Consider the following 17,479-nt stretch of genomic DNA (forward strand, 5'->3'; position numbering starts at 1 on the left):
ACTATAGCGTCAGTTTGGCCCGAGTCGACTTTAGAGCATGCCGCAGCCTTGCCAATACAACAAAAAAACGCAAACCCGGCAAAAGCCGGATCGGCAGTTTCGATTGTATTGCGGTATCGGGCCTATACTTTGTCTTCCAACATATGAACGATTTCTTTCAGACGAGCCGCATATTCCTTAATCTTGTCGTCATCGTAGCGTAACGACGGACCGGACATGCTGATTCCCGCGACAACCTGCTTCTTCTTGTTCAAGATCGGCATCCCGACGCATTTAATGCCGAATTCGTGCTCCATGTTGTCAATGGAATAGCCTCGGGTTCGAATCTCCGAGATTTCCTTAAGCAGCCTATCCGGCTCCGTGATCGTATGATCCGTGAACTTCCGGAGCCCTTTGGCGATAATCGAATGCAGCACTTCCTCCGGCAAGTAGGCCAGCATCGCTTTTCCGATCCCGGTGCAGTACAGTGGAGCCTTTACCCCAAGCATCGATCTTGTGGAAAGCTGATGCTTCGGCGAGGAAGAATCGAGATAAATCACTTCTCCCTCGTTCGGGATTCCCAAATAGACAGTCTCGTTGGTGAAGTCCGCCAGCTCCTGCATATATGGCAATATCAGCTTCCGCAGATTGATGTTGCTGGAAATCACATGTCCCAGCTCCAATATTTTCATGCCGAGCCTGTACTTTTCGTTTTCCGGATTTTGCTCCAAATAGCCCGCTTTGACGAACGTATCGACGATGTTGTGCACGTTGCTTTTATACAGTCCGAGCATCCCGCTAATTTCGGTAATGCCTAGCTCCGGCTGATTGACGGTAAAACAATCAAGCACTCTGAGCGCTTTATACAACGACTTCACTTTTATTTCATCCGGCATCGCTACAACCTCTTCATATCCATTATTGAGCACTACTATGTTCCTTATCTCATAACCAGGTTCCCGAAAAAACCATACGTTAATCATAAGGGAGTCCATGTTTTTTTACAACTTGTATTTTCAAAAAAACGATGCGTGCGCCGGACTGTCCAACGGCTTGTACGGCCTGCTGGCACGTAGGCAATGCATTCGATTCATGTTATTCTAAACGCAGTGGAGCTGCCGGACGGAAGCGATGAAACGGAACTAACCCAACGGAAGGAACATAGGTCATGCCCTCACGGAAGGAAGATTGGACCGGACAGCCGGTCCGCATCGTAGAGAACCGCCATATCAGCAACAGGCCGACGCGAATCGTTGACCTGAAAGTGGATCCAAGCAGGCTCATGCTGAAATCGCTGACCATTCTCAACGTCGGACATATTCCCGAGCGGATCCACTACCGGGAGCAGGCGCATTTTCAATATTGGGCGATCGTATACATTGCCGAAGGCTCGGGTAGCTACCGGTACAACGACTGCGAGCCGCAGTTGGTGAGGAAAGGAAGCATGTTCGTTTTCTCGCCGGACGGCACGTTCCATTACGGACCGGGGGCGGGCGAATCATGGGATGAGCATTATTTTACGATTGAAGGTACGCGGATTCAAGAATGGCTGGATACAGGGTTGATCGAACCCGGCAAGGTCAAACAAACGACGGGCGATCATCACGCCAAAATAACCCGGATCGGCCTGCTCATGGCCAGCGGTATCCCGGGCCATATCGATCAGGCGGCGCTGCTGCTGGAATCGTTGCTGTTCGACCTCGCGCTAAGCTCGCGGCTTGCACCCCAATCAGCCGAAGCCGAAAGCAAAAACGATCTCATGGAAGATATCGCCGACTGCTTATATCGGCCGTTCGAAGCCAAAGCGTTATGCGAAAAGCATCATATTTCCGCCTCCACGCTCAGACGATCGGTTGCGAAATATACCGGCTATCCCTTGAACGAGTATATCCATCGGCTCAAAATCGCCGAGGCGAAAAATATATTGCTCAACACCGACCAATCGGTCAAAGAAATCGCATCCGCCTTAGGCTACGGCGATGCCTTCTACTTCTCCCGCCTGTTCAAAAAATTCGTCGGCGTCTCGCCTAACCATTATCGCCACTCACTATAGATGGCGCAACGTCATGGCATGCGATGACCGGTTTCTTCCCTACCCAGCCGCTGCCGCGCCGTTCTCGCGAACCGGTTGCCGGCACATCGCTTATGAATGCGCATGCCAATGACGAACACGACAAAATCACCTTCGAGCTGAGCCGTAAACCGGCCGAGAACCACTTTTGCCATGCCTTGCCTCCTCCATTGTTTATGTTCTCCCGCTTTCCAGCAGCGCCAAATGTACTTCATAAAAACGCATAACATCCTTTTCCCCGTACAGATGAGCGGACTGAAACGCGCCGTAAAATATAGTGAACAACGCTTTCACCGCCGTTTCCACATCGACCTCCTCGCGAAGGACACCATCCTCCCGCGCATTGCCGAAACAGCTCAAGCAGGCTCGGCTCTTGGGCAAAGTGTCAATCCTTATTATGCTTTGCCCTGCCGGAATCCGCCCCATCTGAGCGAAGAAGCGGTTTAGACATAGCGATACCTTGGATAAAACAGCTTCTTTTGGGGAAAATGAAAAAAAAAGGAAGAGGCTGCGCGATGGACTTATTCAAATCTATAAGCCGCTTGTTGTTTCGATCCAAACGCCAGCGTCTGGCGATGAACGAAACCTTCATCACCGATGCGCAGATGCTGTCCTCGGATTTTAATCAAAATATAAAAAAACTGGAAGGCCTTTTTACCGAATGCGCGGATATCGTTTTCCACCGTTTTCAAGCGTTCCACCGCCTCAACGCCGTTCTTATTTATTTTGAAGGCATGTCCAATACGGAGCTGACCAATGAGCACATTGTGGCCCCGCTTCTGCGGCCGCAGGAAATACCCGGAGAAGATGTCCGCACGGCGGTCATGAATTCCATATCCTCCTCCCATACGAAAGAGATCGTAACATACGCCGATATTGTAGAAAATCTGACGATCGGGAATCCTGTCCTTCTCGTGCAAGGGAATCCTTATGCCGTCTCTGTCGGCCTCGCCAGCATCACGAAGCGTTCGATCGAAGAGCCTACCGCCGAGTCTGTAGTCCGCGGGCCCCGGGAAGGCTTTACGGAGTCGATCGGCATCAACACGACATTGCTTCGCAAAATCATCAAAAGCCCGGCGCTCAAGATGAAGTCGGTCAAAATCGGCCGCTATACGCAAACGCAAACGATGATTGCCTTCATCGACGGGATCGCGGACCGCGCATTGATCGAAGAAATGGAAACCCGCTTGCGCCGAATCGACATCGATGGCATATTGGAGAGCTCCTATATCGAAGAGCTTATCGAAGACAATCCATATTCGGTGTTTCCGCAGCTGATCTCGACCGAACGTCCCGATGTCGTAAGCGCCAATTTGCTGGAGGGCCGGGCGGCGATTCTTGTGGACGGTACGCCGTTTGCTTTGGTTGCGCCGATCAATATTTTCTCCTTATTGCAATCGCCGGAAGATTATTACGAACGATTTTGGGCCGGTTCGGTCATTCGCTGGCTGCGGTATTTCTTCTTTATGATCGCACTTGTCGTCCCTTCGGCTTATGTAGCGGTTCTAACGTATCATCAGGAGATGATCCCGACGTCGCTTCTGCTCAGCGTAGCGAAATCGAGGGAAGAAATTCCGTTTCCGGCCCTTGTCGAAGCGCTCGTGATGGAAGTGACGTTCGAGGCGCTGCGCGAGGCGGGGGTTCGCCTGCCCAAGCAGGTCGGCGCCGCGGTCAGCATCGTCGGCGCTCTCGTTATCGGCCAAGCGGCCATATCGGCCGGGCTTGTCTCCGCTCCGATGGTCATGGTCGTCGCCATTACCGGCATCGCCTCCTTTACGATTCCCAGATACGCTCTCGGCATTTCCGTAAGAATCTTGAGGTTCCCCCTTATGTTCTTGTCCGGTATGCTGGGGCTGCTTGGGCTCATGCTTGGGCTCATTACGATATTTGTCCACTTAAGCGCGCTGCGCTCCTTCGGCGTTCCGTACTTGGCCCCGCTGGCACCCCTCCATCCGCGGCTAGGCCGGGTCTTATCGAAGATGCCGCTATGGTCAAGAGATTCGCGTCCGCTTCAGACAGGTCAAAATAATTTGTACCGGCAGGCTTCCGGATTGAAGCCGGGACCGGAGCAAGGAAATGAATCATGATGCTCGAGAAGGGTAAAATATCCGCGCTCCAAATGGGAATCCTGATGTACCCGACGATAATGGCTACGGCCATTCTCGTCGTACCTTCCATCACCATCAAGCATGCTGAGCGGGATATGTGGATTTCGCCGATTTGGGGTTCTTTTGTTGGGTTTGCTCTAACATACATCACCTATCAGCTTCATAAGCTGTATCCGGGTCAAAGCCTGATTCAATACAGCGAGCGGGTGTTCGGACGTATACTGGGCAAATGCTGCGGGCTCCTATTTCTTATGATGCAATTGCACGATACGGGGTTTGTCATCCGGGAATACGGAGAATTTGTCATTGGCAACTTCCTTTCGCGTACCCCGGTCGTCATGGTCATGGGCAGTCTGGTGTTGGTATGCGCCTTTGCCGTCCGCAGCGGGGTGGAGGTCATTGCCAGGTGTGCTCAGTTGTTCGTCCCCGTGTTCATATTGTTGCTGCTGCTGCTTATGCTGCTGCTCGGGCCGGAATACGACCCTCATAATATGCTGCCCATGCTGGAGAACGGGATCGGCCGTTCCTTAAGAGGCTCACTCACGGTTAATAGCTGGTTCAGCGATTTTGTCATGCTCACCTTTTTGCTACCCGCCGTGTCGGATCCAAATAAAGGACGCAAATGGGGAATCATTGCGGTCGTTTCCATTATGCTGACGATGGTGATCACGAACATCGCTATCCTGATGTTATTCGGCGATTTAACGGCCGGCTTTAATTATCCGTTCATGGTCGCGTCCCGTTATATCGGCCTCGCGGATTTCGTGGAGCATCTGGAAGCCATAACGATGGCGATATGGGTACTTGTCATCTTTATCAAAATGTGCATCTACTACTATGTATTCGTGCTCGGCACCGCCCAATGGCTGAAGCTCTCGGATTACCGGCTCCTCGTATTTCCGGTCGGAATCTGCATTGTGGCGCTGGGGATTTGGGTCACGCCAAACATGCAAGTGATGGCCAAGTTTTTCGATTCCTCCGGCTTGTTTTACAGTTTATCCGTCAAAGCGCTGCTGCCTGCGCTGCTATGCGCGGTGGCACTGGTAAGGCATAAATTCCGTTCCCGGCCTGTGCCCGGTAGCAAAACAAGATAGTGAGCGCTAATGAACCCTTCGAGGAGATATGCAACATGACGCCAGCCACCATTACAACAAAGCTCAAGTTTCTCCTCCTGATTCCCTACGCATGTTCCGTCCTGCTGTTAACCGGCTGCTGGGACCGCACGGAGGTTAACGATTTGGCAATCATCATGGCAGCGGGGTTGGATAAAAAGACGGAAAAGACGGTGGAGCTCTCCGTCCAAGTATTTGTTCCAAAATCATCCAAAACCGGTGGCGAAGAGCTGGCCTCCGCTTCCAGTGCGGGCGGAACCGGCCAGACGCTGGTTCGAGCGGCTGAAGGATATACGCTGGCTGACGCCATATCCAAGCTGCAGGAAAAGCTGCCGCGCATCATCTTTTGGGGCCATGCCGAAATTTTCATTTTCGGCGAACAGATCGCCAAGGAAGGGCTTAGCGAGCATATCGATTTCCTCGCGCGGGCGCCAGGGCCCCGCGAACGCGCCAACCTGTTTATCAGCAAAGGCACGGCCAAAAACATCTTAAGACTTCTCCCTCCTTTGGAACGAAGTTCGGCCGAAGTATTAAGAGAGCTGGCCAAAGCGCAAACCGGACTGAGCGTAACGATCAAAGATTATGCTCAAATGATGATCGGAGGCTCTGACGCTTCTGTGCTACCCTGGATTGACATCGTGCCGCCTGAGCCTGAAGCGCCCCCTTTGCAATCGATCGGATTCATTAACGGCTCCGCCATATTAAAACAAAACCGCATGGTCGGCTGGATTGACGATCGCCTGACCCGAGGTTTGCTGTGGCTCCGCAATGAAGTGAAGACGGCCACGGTCACGATCGAGCCGAAAGAAGCGGAAGGTCGCGTGTCGCTCTCCCTGCTTCGCGCCCGGACGGAACTCGTTCCGCGGATCGAGAACGGCGTGTGGAGCATGACGGTCAAAATCTATACGGAAGACGATATCATTCAGAATACGACGATACTGGATTTGTCCGATCCCAAGCTGTCCCACAGTATGGAACGGCAGCTCGCCGAAGCGATCGAAGCCCGAATACGGGCGGTGCTGGTCAAACCGCAAAAGCAGTGGAACGCGGACATTTTCGATTTCGCCGAGGCATTTCGCAGAGCGTACCCGAAAGAATGGAAGCGGGCCAAAACGCAGTGGGACGACATCTTTCCCCATGTAACCGTCCATATCGAGTCCAAGGTTAAAATATTGCGGACCGGCTTGTCCTCATCCGGCGTGATCAATTTGGAAAGAGAGAAGATGAACAAATGAAGTGGGGTACATTCATCGTAATTACTTTGGCCGCATTGATGATGATTTTGTTTGAAAATCCGCAAATGGGGCGGTATTCGGGGAAAGATAAGCTTGCTTTTTCGGTACTGCTCGCGTTTGGATGGGTGATAACGCTGCTGCTCGTCATCTATCCGGAGCTGCCCGGCCCGACCCAGTTGGTGGATGCGGTGTATAAGCCGCTGAGCAAGCTAATCGAAAAGTGAGCAATGACTCTCCCTTTGTTCCGTCCATTTTATGGAAGGCGGAACAACGCCACAACCGCCGAACCTTGCGACAGCGCAGCTATCAGCAAAATGTTGCTTATTTATCACTTTCCTAATCGCCGCCCGCGGGTTACACTTAAGATAACCTATCAGCGCCGGAACTCCTTTTGCTATCGGGGGTCCGGCTTTTTTCATCATCACTTTTTACATAACATTGAACTGACTATGGACTTGGTTCGTCAAAAGGATTAGAGGTGGCCCCGTTGGAATCCGAAGCAAACTTCGAATATTTGAAATACTTGACGGAAACTTCCGATAAGAAGGCGATCGTCTCGGAGCTCATGACCGCCTACGGAAAAGACGTATGGAACTACGCATATAGCATTACGCACAAGCGGGATCAGGCGGACGACATTACGCAGGAAGTGTTTATCAAAGTGTTCCGCAACCTGTACACGTTTCGCAGCGAATCGTCCGTGAAGACGTGGCTGCTCGCCATTACCCGCAACATGGCGCTTGATTACCGCCGTTCGGCGTTTTTGCGCAAAGTCACACTGACCGGCTTCTTGCACACATCGGCCGAGAACGGGAAAAGCGTGGCCGGAGCGGAGACGCAGGTCATGGAGAAGCTCGCCGTGGGCGAAATGTGGAATCTGGTGATGAAGCTGCCCGCAAAGTATCGGGAGGTGCTTATTTTGTACGCGCATTATCAGCTGTCGATGAAAGAAATGGCCGAGGTGCTCGGCGTTAGCGAAGGAACGGTGAAATCGAGGCTTTTTCACGCACGAAGCAAAATTTCGAAGCTGAAGGAGAGTAAGTCCCGTGGATCCGATTGACAAGGAGCTAAAGGAAGGGTTGACCAACGGCCCGTTCGGCCATCAGGACGGGTTTTCGGATAGCTTAAGGAAACGAATCGAGAGGCGGATCGAGGAAAAGGTCAAGCCTCGCCGATCCCGAATGCCCTGGTTTGCGGGGACTTGCGTCGTACTTGCGGCAGCGGCTTGTCTCCTGGTTGGCGATTGGCAAAGTTTGCTGCCTCATCAAGCGATGAATACGGCGGCGGAGACGGCCCAGCCCATCGCAGACATCCAATATTATGCCGACGACCAGCAGGCCGTCCCGCTTCAATCCGCACTGCTCATCGGACTTCGCACGGATCAGCAAAGTCCGCAGATCGGCGAACAGTTCAGCACCTATCGGACGTTATTGATCGCGCCGGAGCAAAATCGCCTGCAGACGATCGCCGAAGGCTCGGGCATTTTAATGCCTTACAAGATGAGTTTTTGGAAAATCGTGAACGAACGCCGCGAATCGGCGCACGAAGAAACCCGTACGCTGTCCGCTTATTTGACCAGCAACAGCAAGACCGCCACCCGCCAGCTCGTAGCCCCGCCGGTGAAACCGCTGACCCAATCGGAGAAGCTGCTGTTCGCCGGGAACCGGTACATGGCCGTGGAGCAAACATTAAACGATCGTTCGACGAAAGAGGCCGCGTCAAAATACGAATATGTGTGGGTGAAAGAACTGGGTCAGATAACAGGACGCGATAAACTGACGATGGCTCCTCTGCGGGAGCCGCACGTAACGCTCCGCAGCATATACGGCGCCGATACCGCCGATCCTGCGATGCGGAAGCTGCAGCCCGCGTTGCCCGTTCAGCCGGGCGAGCCGGCTTCTCGCACAGCCGCAGCGGCGGCTGCGGATACGGCGGGAGAAAGCTGGACGATCACCCGCAAGCAAGGGCAATGGGTGCCGCAAGTGGCGGACTACTCCGCTCAGCCGTCGTCCAAGGAGCACCGCTATGAGCTCAAGGACTTTCCGGCCTCTCTGCCGGAATCCGTTGTGTCGCACGACCGGCTTGTGGCGGGCTGGCAGGAAATCAAGCGTCTGCGCCCAAGTGCAAACGATGCTTTTTCCTCGCCGACGGAAGATATGGTCGCCGTCGTGTCGGAGCGCGACGTTGTCATTTACCCGTATCAGAACCGGCTGATCGCTTCGCCCCTCTTGTCCTTTAATCTGGGACGCAACGAATCGGTTGTGATGGTGCAATGGGCCGTCGGGGACTACGTCGAGCAATGGAAACAGCAGGCCAAAATGTATTTGGACAATGAATAGTTAGGATAACGGCCCGTAAGCGACATGGCTTTCGAACGACGGCTTCACGGGAACAATGAGAATATGCGTCTGTCCCGGCATCAGGGACACTTCACGGCCTTGATCGAAATAGCGGATCGGGTCGTTTTCTTTATCCCGCCTCCATTCGACCTGACGCATCTTTCCTTGCTGAAACACCATCGCGCGTCCCGTTCCGGTTAGCCTCACCTCTTGCCGGCCTTCGCTGTCGAGTACCCGATGGTCGGTCCCCATCACAATCACGTTCGACGCCGTCAACTGCTCGCTGTTGTTCAGATCGATATGCTTAACGCCGTTAATAAATCGCTTGTACAAGCGGGAGGCTGCGTCGAATTCGTAGGATACTTTATAGCTTTTGAGCAAAAAAGTGACGTCCACCTTCTGCGCCTCCGCCGCAGCCGGCGTTTCCGCCCCATACCTCGGCGCCTTGTCCGTTCCGAGCGTTTGCACCGCCTCGTCCCCGTTCGGGATAAAGCGGAATACCGCGGCGTCCGGAACGCTCCGGTTCAGCCCGCGCTTCTCGGCACCCGCCCGAATCTTGTCCAGGTTGGTGTATAGATTATGGGGAGCCTTGCGGAACGACTCCCGCCAAAAGAACGGCCCGGCATTCGTAATTTCGTCCAAGTCGGCGATTTTCTCCCTGTCCAGCTGCGTGTAGGCGTCCGGGCTGCCGCCGGCATGCACCTGAATCGCGCCTAGCCCTTTCCCGAGCTCGATAAAGTACGGACGGATGCTTCGCACCGGACCAATCGGATCCGTGAAGCTTCGGCTCTGGAATACCGCGACGAGCCGCGTGATCTCCCCTTCCGCCAAGCTTTCGTACAGCAAGTCCGCCTGAGACAGCCCGCTTTGCGGACGCGCCGACGGATGGTTATTGACCATCACCATGACGGGGCGGTTATCCGCTTTTTGCGGCAGCTCCATTCCCGTCAGCGGCGCACGGTATACAGGTGCGGACGGCGTGGACGACGCCGCCGGTTCCTGCACGCCGCTGACCGGCTGGACCGGCGCCGACGCCGGGGCTTCGGCTGCAGGATGCCCCGCAGCTCCCTGCTTCACCGGCTGGCAAGCCGCCGCCGTGCACACCAGACCGCTAGCGAGCAGGGCGAGCGTCCCCCGCCTCCGCAGCTTGCGCCACAACTGCTTCCAGCTTTGTCTTCTTCTCATCTGTACCATCACCTCATCCTTGTGCTTCTACTAATCTATATTCTAGCAGCGGCCCAATTAGAAGTCGGATTTCTATCAAATGAAAACGAAAGAGGCATCCTGCGATTTTGGAATGGCAGCATTACAGCACTGCCCTCATAAACCCGATGTTCGGACGCAACAAAAAAATGCCCTATTTACGGGCATCTCTTTGTTGTTGCTCGTTCATCATGTCAACTTACAGCTCGGCAAGCAAACCGCGAATTTGCTGCGCGTATACCTTGAGCAGCTCCTTGGACTCGTATTTGCCGCTGAAATCTTCCACCCCGAGATATCCGTCATACCCGGCCGATTGCAGATCGGTCAGCACCTGCTTCCAATCTACAATCCCTTCGGCGATCGGTTCCCAATAAGAAGTCCATGCCTGCGAACCGTTCGAACGAAGCTCGGATTTCTTGTAGCCCGCATTTTTAATATGCACATGCGCCAAGTAAGGACCGAGCAGCTCAAGGCCCATGCGGAAATTCTCATAGCCTTCGTGAATCATGTTGCCTGGATCAAACAGTACACCGATATGATCCGGATTGTACCGGCTGACCAAACGATGCGCAAGACCGGCGCTCGGCGCGATCGTCATATGGTGCGTCTCGATAAGGCATTTGACGCCGTACTGCTTCGCCATCTCCTCCACGCCTGCCAAATACGTAACCGCACGGTCAAACAGCTCGTTGTAATGCTGCTTCCGGTTATAGCCGGGCACGCCAACGCGGATCATCTTCGCGCCAAGCTTGCTCGCCGCCTTCAAAGCATGCTCCGTCTCATCCAGATCGCAAGCGTTCAAATAAGGCGTCAGGCTGAGCAGCTCCAGCCCGTTGTCCCGGGTGATGCGGACGAACCGTTCCAGCTCGGCGTCGTCCGCTCCCGGATCGATGGAGCACAGATTGTTCCGCCAAAACGACGGCTTCTCGTTTTTCAGTTCTTCGGGAGTTTCCTTATACCGCCATTCGATCCCGTCCAGTCCCGCTTCCTTCGCGGCAACCGCCAGCTCTTCCGGGGTCAAGTCCGGCGTGACAACGCTAAATACGGACAATTTCATAGGGATGATCCTCCGTTCCGGTATGTAAAAATAGGTTGTATCACTCCGATTATAACAGGCCGCGCAGCGTCGCGTCATTAAAATTGTTCACGTGAACATAAAGCCTTATTACTGCCTTTCACCGATCTTGTTCACGATACGAAACGGCTGCAAGACGCTCGGAGCTTCACTAAATTTGCGGCATAGAACTCGCGGCGATAGGCGGGCGCTGAACGAGGCCAGCGGCAAATGCGAACGAACACCTCGTTTACAATTTCAAAAATCTGGAAATACCTGTTTAAAGCGGTATGTATATTTTTTCCATATGACTACCGAATCTTGTCAAGATTGGGTTTGCCAAAATAGGAGACGGCATGAAGCAAACACGCAGAAATATTGTCAGTTCCAGCCCTTTTTCAAGCAATACGCTAAGCTTTAAAAGCCCGTGGATCGTTTTTTGGTGGTCGGCGGCGTTTCCGGGCTTCGGGCATATTCTCGTCAACAGCTATATATGGGGCTTTTTTCTTATGGTGTTCGAGTATACCGCGAATACGTTGTCCAAAATCAATTCCGCCATTTACTTCACGATGACCGGACAGTTTGAAACGGCCAAAGACATCATTGAATGGAGATATTTTTTGGTGTACAGCACGGTTTATGTGTTTGCGATGTGGGACAGCTACCGCCGATGCGTCGATCTGAACAAAGTGTATCAGCTCGCTTATCGCGATTCGCCTGCGATTAAACCTTTTCATTTCACTTCGCTCGAGCTCAACTTTCTGGAGAAAAAGAAGCCGGGTCTGGCGCTAATCTGGTCGTTCTTACTCCCTCCGCTCGGGTATATTTATTTGCAGCGGATTCCAGCCGCGCTATTTTCGTTTATATGGTGGGGGACCATTCTCCACTGCTCACACGTGCTGGAAGGCGTCCATTACACCGCTCTCGGCCAGTTTGCCCAAGCGAAATCGATTCTCGATTTCCAGTGGCTGTTGTACATCCCTTCGATCTACGGTTTTTCATTGTACGACTCTTATACGAAAACCGTAGAGAACAACTTGATATTTGAAATCGAACTGTCCCGGTTTCTGAAGCAAACGTATCAGCAAGGAAGTTTGGACGAGCTGTACGGGAAGGAGAACCAATGCATGTCGTAGCCGCTTTTGAATATTCAACGTCGCTCGAGATGGCGCTGCAAAAACTCGAACAAAAAGGGATTGGAAAAGAAAATATCGTAGCGGTTCCGCTCGACCGGAGAATCGAGGAATCCAAGCTGTTCGATACGATTCACCGGTCGGACGGAAAAAGCTTGCTGGATGTGGCCTGCATTTGGGGCGTGATCTGTATGCTGCTCGGGACGATCTACGGCTTCGTCCTGACATGGGGCCCCATCTTGTGGGGGCTCATTGGTCTGGTGTTCGGACTGCTATTCGGCTTTTGCATCGATTATTTGCATATGAAGCGTGTAAAAAAGCGAAGCAAAATTTACAACGAGAAAGCGACGGAAGTATTCGTCACGGTGAAATGCGCCGATGCGAAGCAATTGCAGCTGGTCGAAGAAATTTTCTGGGAGCATTTTGCTTTGGGCGTCGGGAAAGTGCGGCCGTAACCGCTTAGCCTTGCGGTCCCTACCGTCCCCTATGGGCTCAACGCAGCGGTTACACTTTGACCGTTTCGCCCGTTTTTTCCACGGCATGTCCCCCGAATTCGCTGCGCAGCGCGGCGACAACTTTCCCTGTGAACGTATCGATATCGAGCGAACGGTAGCGCATAATTAACGACATCGCGATGACGGGCGTTGCCGTCTGAAGATCAAGCGCGGTCTCTACCGTCCATTTTCCTTCGCCGGACGAGTGCATTACGCCTTTGATTTCCTCAAGAGTGGCATCCTTGGCGAACGCGCGCTCCGTCAAATCCATCAGCCACGAGCGAATGACCGAACCGTTGTTCCAGACGCGCGCCACCGACTCGTAATGGAAGTCGAATTCGCTTTTCTCCAGTATTTCAAAGCCTTCTCCGATCGAAGCCATCATCCCGTATTCGATGCCGTTATGCACCATCTTCAAGAAATGGCCGCTGCCAGACTTCCCTGCGTACAGATAGCCGTTCTCCACCGCCGTATCCCGGAATAGCGGCTCCGCCACGCGCCAGCCTTCCGGATCGCCGCCGACCATGTAGCAAGCGCCGTGACGGGCACCGGCCGTTCCTCCGGAGGTACCGGCGTCAAGGAAGTGAATGCCTTGTTCCTTCAACCGCTCAGAACGGCGAATCGATTCTTTGTAGTGCGAGTTGCCGCCGTCGATGACAATGTCGCCCTCCGATAAGTGGGGGGCGAGCTCGTCAAGCACCGAATCGACCACGCCATGCGGAACCATGATCCATACCACGCTAGGCTTGTCCAGCGATTGGGCCAGCTGCTGCACGCTGCTTGTCCCTTTCGCGCCGAACGCCGACAGCTCCGCCACCGTCTGAGCGTTCACATCGTAAGCGATAACTTCATGCCGATGATCCAATAAATTTTGGGCCAAATGGAAGCCCATTTTACCAAGACCGATTAAACCAACCTTCATGCGTCGATCTCCTTTCCGTATGTAATTTCGCAAGCTCCCGCTGCTGGCTTACCACCAGGTAAACCCGTCCTGCTCCAGCAAACGGCCCGCTGCTTCCGGTCCGTTCGAGCCCGCCGGATACGAGTACAGTGGGACGAGATTTCGTTCAAATGCCTCCAGCACCGGCTGTACCCATTTCCAAGACTGCTCCACTTCGTTCCAATGCGCGAAGAACGTCGCGTCCCCTTGCAGCGCGTCGGACAAAAGAATTTCATATGCCTCAGGAATATCTTTGCCATTGGCGCAAAAATCGACCATGATCGGTTCGAGCTTGCCTTCCTGCAGCAAATTTTTGCTGTTCAGCCGCAGAACGACGCCGACGTTCGGACTGATCTCGATGATCATCAGGTTCGGATCGCATTGTTCCGTCCCGCATAAATGCATGGCGCCGCGCGGGTTTTTAAATTCAAGCACAATGCGGGTCGACTTCTCTTTCAGCCTCTTGCCGGTCCGGATGTAGAACGGCACGCCTTCCCAAAAAGGATCGTCCAGCCACAGCCGCGCAGCTACGAAAGTATCGGTTTGGGACGATGGCGCCACGCCGGGCTCGTCCGTATAACCGGGAACGGCTTTGCCCTGAACTTCCCCGGCAACGTATTGTCCGCGCACGACGCTGCTGCCGGCCTCTTCCGGGGAGACGCACCTGATCGATTCCACAATTCTTCGTTTTCCGGCCCGTACGTCTCGCTCGGTCATATGCGGCAAATGCATGGCGATCATCATCAGAAGCTGCAGCATATGATTCTGAAACATGTCGCGAATCGCTCCGGACGTATCGTAGTAACCGGCTCTTTCCTCCACGCCGACGATTTCGCTCGCCGTAATTTGCACGTTGGCGATATAATGGTTGTTCCACAGCGCTTGAATGACGGGATTGGCGTATTCCAGCGCCTCCAAATTTTGCACCATCGGCTTGCCAAGATAATGATCGATGCGGTACACTTCGTCTTCCTCGAAAGCTTGGCTTAATTTCTCGTTCAACCGACGGGCCGATTTCAGATCGTGCCCGAACGGCTTTTCGATGATCAGCCGCTTCCAGCCGCTCCCTTTCCCTAACCCGCTCTCTGCGATATGCAGCGCGATCACGTCAAAAAAGTCCGGCGCAACCGACAAATAAAACAACCGGTTCTGCGGGATGTTCTGTTCGCCCTCCCGCTTCTCGACTAGCTCGAGCAGCTTGCGATAATCCGTCCCAACGGACGCGTCGGCCGCACAGTAGCGAAACAACTCGAGAAATGCATCCACCTTGCTGCGGTCATCCGCCGGCCGCCGCGAATAGGCGGTTAGCGATTGCTCCACCTGCTGGCGAAATGCAGCATCGTTCATCTCCCGCCGGCCGCTGCCTACGATCGAAAACCGTTCGGGCGTCTTTCCATCGATATATAAACGATAAAGCGCAGGAAAAATTTTTCTTTTCGCCAAATCGCCCGTCGCTCCAAATAAAACAAACGTCATTGCGTCCATCAGGAAACCCTCCTCTCGTTTCGAAAAACAGCCACAACTATTATTGTTTCGGAGGACGGGATATTTATCCGCATTTTTTTAACTGAACATCCAACAATTTAAGCTTAATGTGCCGTATTGATACTGCTGATGCAGCAATTTGGCCTTCCGGTTGCCGTCGCACGCCCCCATACTGACGAACAGCGGCAGCAAATGTTCTTTTCCGGGAACGGCATCTTTGGCGTAAGGTGCCCTGTTCTCGTAATCGTACAAGCTTTCCAGGTCCCATACCTGGATTTTCTCGTCAAGCCAGCGATCAAATCGAACGGCCCAGCGCTCCACTTTATCGTGATCCCAGTTCATTTTGCGCAAATTACGCACCGTCCCGCCGCTGCCGATGATCAAACAGTTGTTCTTCCTTAGATCGGTTATCGCCTTTCCGATCCGGTAACTGTCCTCGGGCACGGACCTCGGATTAATCGATGCCGCGATGATGGGAATGTCCGCATCCGGGTACATGAGCGACAACACCGTCCACCCGCCGTGATCAAGCCCCCGCCCGTCGTCGGCTTCGCAGCGAATCCCTTCGGCGGCAAGCAATTGCTGCACATCATGCGCGAGAATGATGTCCCCGTGAGCCGGGTACTCGAACGCGAACAGTTCATCGGGTAATCCCCAATCGTCTTTTATCGTCCTAAGCCGCTGAGCGCCGGTCACCTTCTGAACGGGACTCGCCCACTGTGAGCTGAAAAGGACGATGCCGTTCGGCTTTGGAATTCTTGAGCCGAGGTACGCAAGAAATCTCGTAAAAGCATTATGATCCGTAACAAGGTTCGGTACGCCATGCGACACAAAAAACGCGGGAAACATCGTTATGCCACCTCCTTCGTTATATCCGCTCCGCCAACATGGCACAGGGAATGCACACTTCCACGTATTATACGTTCCACAACCGGGGTCAAATGCCTGCCAAACAGAAAAAGCAGCCCCGAAAGGACTGCCCTCTGACATGATATTATAGATGCGGCTGTACCAAAGCTTCCAGATCAGCAAGAGGACGGAAGCCTACGAACGTTCCAACGTCTTTGCCGTCCTTGAACAGCTTCAACGTCGGGATGCTCATTACGCCATATTGCCCTGCCGTCTCCGGATTATCGTCCACGTTGATCTTTGCGATCGTTACCGATTCGCCGAGCTTTTGGCTGAGCTCCTCAAGCACGGGCGCGATCATTTTGCAAGGACCGCACCAGGGGGCCCAGAAGTCCGCGAGGACTACGCCCTCTTTGATCGTTTCTCCAAAATTTGCGTCTTGTACATTTACAATAGCCATGATGCTCCACTCCTTATTTATAGTATGGGTATTAATCGATGTTTACGCGTCTTGTTCCCATGTTCGAAACGCCACGAAGCTTCGGGCTTTGCTGAGAGCCTTTGGACGAAGCGAACGCTGCGATCGCTTGCTCGGCGCGAAGCTGCTCGAACCACGCCCGGTCCCGGGTCATCAAAGCCAGATCGATCAAGCTTTGCAAATCCGCCGGTTCGGTAGGCGCATAGTCCGGGAGGCGTTCAAGCTTCGCCAGACGGCCTTCCACCGTACGCCCGACGGCCTCTTCGCGGTCGCTCTGAGTAACGTATACTTTCGCGATGCCGCCCAGGTCGATCGATTCCACATAGCCTATGAATTTTTCATCTTCCAGCGAATTGCCTGTTACCCAATCCCCTTCAGCGATGCCGTTGCGCTTTACATTCGTCATTTCGTTCACCCTCTCTGTTCAATATGGACAAGAACTGAAACTGAAAACATAACAGTTCGTTTAAAAAAAATCACACTTTGTCTTGCTGCGCTTCCCGAAGGCGCTCAAGCACCTGCTGTATGGTTAGCTTATCAAAGTAGGCAAGCAGTTGCATTTCCGCTTCCGTGAAAATTTGTTCCATTACATCGGCCATGTTGCAAGCAACCATGCAATCTTGTCCCGTATCGCCCGAGCACCAGCCCGGTTTGATCGAACCGATTGATGTGGTCTTGTAAATTTCGGCCAAAGTGACTTCGGCCGGATCGCAGCATAGAATGAATCCTCCGCCGCTGCCTTCCTTGGTTGTGACGTAACCCATCTTGCGCAGGCATCCCATCACTTTACGCACTCGCGCCGGATGGGTGCTTACATTGTGAGCGATCATATCGCTTGTCGCCATATGATCCGGTCGATAAGCCAAAAGCACCAGACTGTGGACGGCAATCGTAAATTCGCTGTTCATCTCTGGTGTCTCCCTTCTTCCGGTTCGCTTACTGTAATTATATGCATTACAGTTGATTTTGTCAACAATAGATGACCATTTAAATATATAA

At 53.3% G+C, this 17,479-nt stretch carries 20 protein-coding genes; 9 read left to right on the forward strand and 11 right to left on the reverse strand.

Annotated elements, in window-relative coordinates; translation table 11 throughout:
• Positions 1-122: 122 nt before the first annotated feature.
• Positions 123-875, reverse strand: coding sequence for an IclR family transcriptional regulator (locus ACFQI7_RS26075; RefSeq protein ID WP_218099882.1), 753 nt, complete (start codon positions 873-875; stop codon positions 123-125).
• A 272-nt stretch (positions 876-1,147) separates the two neighbouring features.
• Between ACFQI7_RS26075 and ACFQI7_RS26080 the strand changes: the two genes are divergently transcribed.
• Positions 1,148-2,032 (forward strand): helix-turn-helix transcriptional regulator, encoded by an 885-nt coding sequence (locus ACFQI7_RS26080; RefSeq protein ID WP_218099883.1) that lies wholly within the window; start codon positions 1,148-1,150, stop codon positions 2,030-2,032.
• Positions 2,033-2,043: 11 nt separating this feature from the next.
• On the opposite strand, the gene ACFQI7_RS26085 is transcribed toward ACFQI7_RS26080, so the two are convergent.
• Both ACFQI7_RS26085 and ACFQI7_RS26090 read right to left on the reverse strand, forming a co-directional pair.
• Complete coding sequence (locus ACFQI7_RS26085) at positions 2,044-2,205, reverse strand: hypothetical protein (protein ID WP_218099884.1); 162 nt, start codon at positions 2,203-2,205, stop codon at positions 2,044-2,046.
• A 19-nt stretch (positions 2,206-2,224) separates the two neighbouring features.
• The gene (locus ACFQI7_RS26090) at positions 2,225-2,410 is read right to left on the reverse strand and encodes a hypothetical protein (RefSeq protein WP_218099885.1); all 186 of its coding nucleotides are present in this window, start codon (positions 2,408-2,410) and stop codon (positions 2,225-2,227) included.
• 155 nt (positions 2,411-2,565) lie between these two features.
• On the opposite strand from ACFQI7_RS26090, the gene ACFQI7_RS26095 reads away from it, so the two are divergent.
• The 6 genes from ACFQI7_RS26095 (at position 2,566) to ACFQI7_RS26120 (ending at position 8,844) form a co-directional block, all read left to right on the forward strand.
• Positions 2,566-4,137: a spore germination protein gene (locus ACFQI7_RS26095; RefSeq protein WP_230415076.1), complete on the forward strand. Its 1,572-nt coding sequence runs from the start codon at positions 2,566-2,568 to the stop codon at positions 4,135-4,137.
• Positions 4,134-5,252 carry a GerAB/ArcD/ProY family transporter gene (locus tag ACFQI7_RS26100; RefSeq protein WP_329958243.1) on the forward strand — a complete coding sequence of 373 codons (1,119 nt, stop codon included), beginning with the start codon at positions 4,134-4,136 and terminating at the stop codon, positions 5,250-5,252. The genes ACFQI7_RS26095 and ACFQI7_RS26100 overlap by 4 nt, the downstream gene beginning before the upstream one ends.
• A gap of 35 nt (positions 5,253-5,287) precedes the next feature.
• Positions 5,288-6,505: a Ger(x)C family spore germination protein gene (locus ACFQI7_RS26105; protein WP_218099886.1), complete on the forward strand. Its 1,218-nt coding sequence runs from the start codon at positions 5,288-5,290 to the stop codon at positions 6,503-6,505.
• Positions 6,502-6,729: a hypothetical protein gene (locus tag ACFQI7_RS26110; protein WP_218099887.1), complete on the forward strand. Its 228-nt coding sequence runs from the start codon at positions 6,502-6,504 to the stop codon at positions 6,727-6,729. Before ACFQI7_RS26105 ends, ACFQI7_RS26110 begins: the two co-directional genes overlap by 4 nt.
• Positions 6,730-6,992: 263 nt before the next feature.
• On the forward strand, positions 6,993-7,565 hold the full coding sequence (locus ACFQI7_RS26115) for an RNA polymerase sigma factor (protein ID WP_230415078.1): 573 nt from the start codon (positions 6,993-6,995) through the stop codon (positions 7,563-7,565).
• Positions 7,552-8,844 carry a hypothetical protein gene (locus ACFQI7_RS26120; protein WP_218099888.1) on the forward strand — a complete coding sequence of 431 codons (1,293 nt, stop codon included), beginning with the start codon at positions 7,552-7,554 and terminating at the stop codon, positions 8,842-8,844. Before ACFQI7_RS26115 ends, ACFQI7_RS26120 begins: the two co-directional genes overlap by 14 nt.
• Here ACFQI7_RS26120 and ACFQI7_RS26125 read toward each other — a convergent pair whose 3' ends face one another.
• Both ACFQI7_RS26125 and ACFQI7_RS26130 read right to left on the reverse strand, forming a co-directional pair.
• Entirely contained in the window at positions 8,845-10,029 is a 1,185-nt protein-coding gene (locus ACFQI7_RS26125; protein WP_218099889.1) for a DUF3048 domain-containing protein, read from the reverse strand. It abuts the gene before it with no gap.
• Between the two features lie 217 nt (positions 10,030-10,246).
• Positions 10,247-11,104, reverse strand: coding sequence for a sugar phosphate isomerase/epimerase family protein (locus ACFQI7_RS26130; protein ID WP_218099890.1), 858 nt, complete (start codon positions 11,102-11,104; stop codon positions 10,247-10,249).
• Positions 11,105-11,457: 353 nt separating this feature from the next.
• Here ACFQI7_RS26130 and ACFQI7_RS26135 point away from each other — a divergent pair, with 353 nt between their 5' ends.
• The gene (locus ACFQI7_RS26135; protein ID WP_218099891.1) at positions 11,458-12,237 is read left to right on the forward strand and encodes a hypothetical protein; all 780 of its coding nucleotides are present in this window, start codon (positions 11,458-11,460) and stop codon (positions 12,235-12,237) included.
• Positions 12,225-12,689 carry a hypothetical protein gene (locus ACFQI7_RS26140; RefSeq protein WP_218099892.1) on the forward strand — a complete coding sequence of 155 codons (465 nt, stop codon included), beginning with the start codon at positions 12,225-12,227 and terminating at the stop codon, positions 12,687-12,689. Before ACFQI7_RS26135 ends, ACFQI7_RS26140 begins: the two co-directional genes overlap by 13 nt.
• 49 nt (positions 12,690-12,738) lie before the next feature.
• Here the strand turns inward: ACFQI7_RS26140 and gnd are convergent, their stop codons facing one another.
• From gnd to ACFQI7_RS26170, 6 genes are all read right to left on the reverse strand, one after another.
• Positions 12,739-13,650: a phosphogluconate dehydrogenase (NAD(+)-dependent, decarboxylating) gene (gene gnd, locus ACFQI7_RS26145; protein WP_218099893.1), complete on the reverse strand. Its 912-nt coding sequence runs from the start codon at positions 13,648-13,650 to the stop codon at positions 12,739-12,741.
• 48 nt (positions 13,651-13,698) lie between these two features.
• Positions 13,699-15,153 (reverse strand): glucose-6-phosphate dehydrogenase, encoded by a 1,455-nt coding sequence (gene zwf, locus ACFQI7_RS26150; protein WP_218099894.1) that lies wholly within the window; start codon positions 15,151-15,153, stop codon positions 13,699-13,701.
• Between the two features lie 78 nt (positions 15,154-15,231).
• Positions 15,232-16,002: a dioxygenase family protein gene (locus tag ACFQI7_RS26155; protein WP_218099895.1), complete on the reverse strand. Its 771-nt coding sequence runs from the start codon at positions 16,000-16,002 to the stop codon at positions 15,232-15,234.
• Positions 16,003-16,147: 145 nt separating this feature from the next.
• Positions 16,148-16,462 carry a thioredoxin gene (gene trxA / locus ACFQI7_RS26160; protein WP_218099896.1) on the reverse strand — a complete coding sequence of 105 codons (315 nt, stop codon included), beginning with the start codon at positions 16,460-16,462 and terminating at the stop codon, positions 16,148-16,150.
• A 31-nt stretch (positions 16,463-16,493) separates the two neighbouring features.
• On the reverse strand, positions 16,494-16,886 hold the full coding sequence (locus ACFQI7_RS26165; RefSeq protein ID WP_218099897.1) for an IDEAL domain-containing protein: 393 nt from the start codon (positions 16,884-16,886) through the stop codon (positions 16,494-16,496).
• Between the two features lie 70 nt (positions 16,887-16,956).
• Positions 16,957-17,388, reverse strand: a complete 432-nt coding sequence (locus ACFQI7_RS26170) for an Rrf2 family transcriptional regulator (protein WP_218099898.1) — start codon at positions 17,386-17,388, stop codon at positions 16,957-16,959.
• Positions 17,389-17,479 lie beyond the last annotated feature (91 nt).

Origin of the sequence: Paenibacillus allorhizosphaerae (assembly GCF_042659105.1) — a bacterium.
Taxonomy (GTDB): Bacteria; Bacillota; Bacilli; order Paenibacillales; family NBRC-103111; genus Paenibacillus_G; species Paenibacillus_G allorhizosphaerae.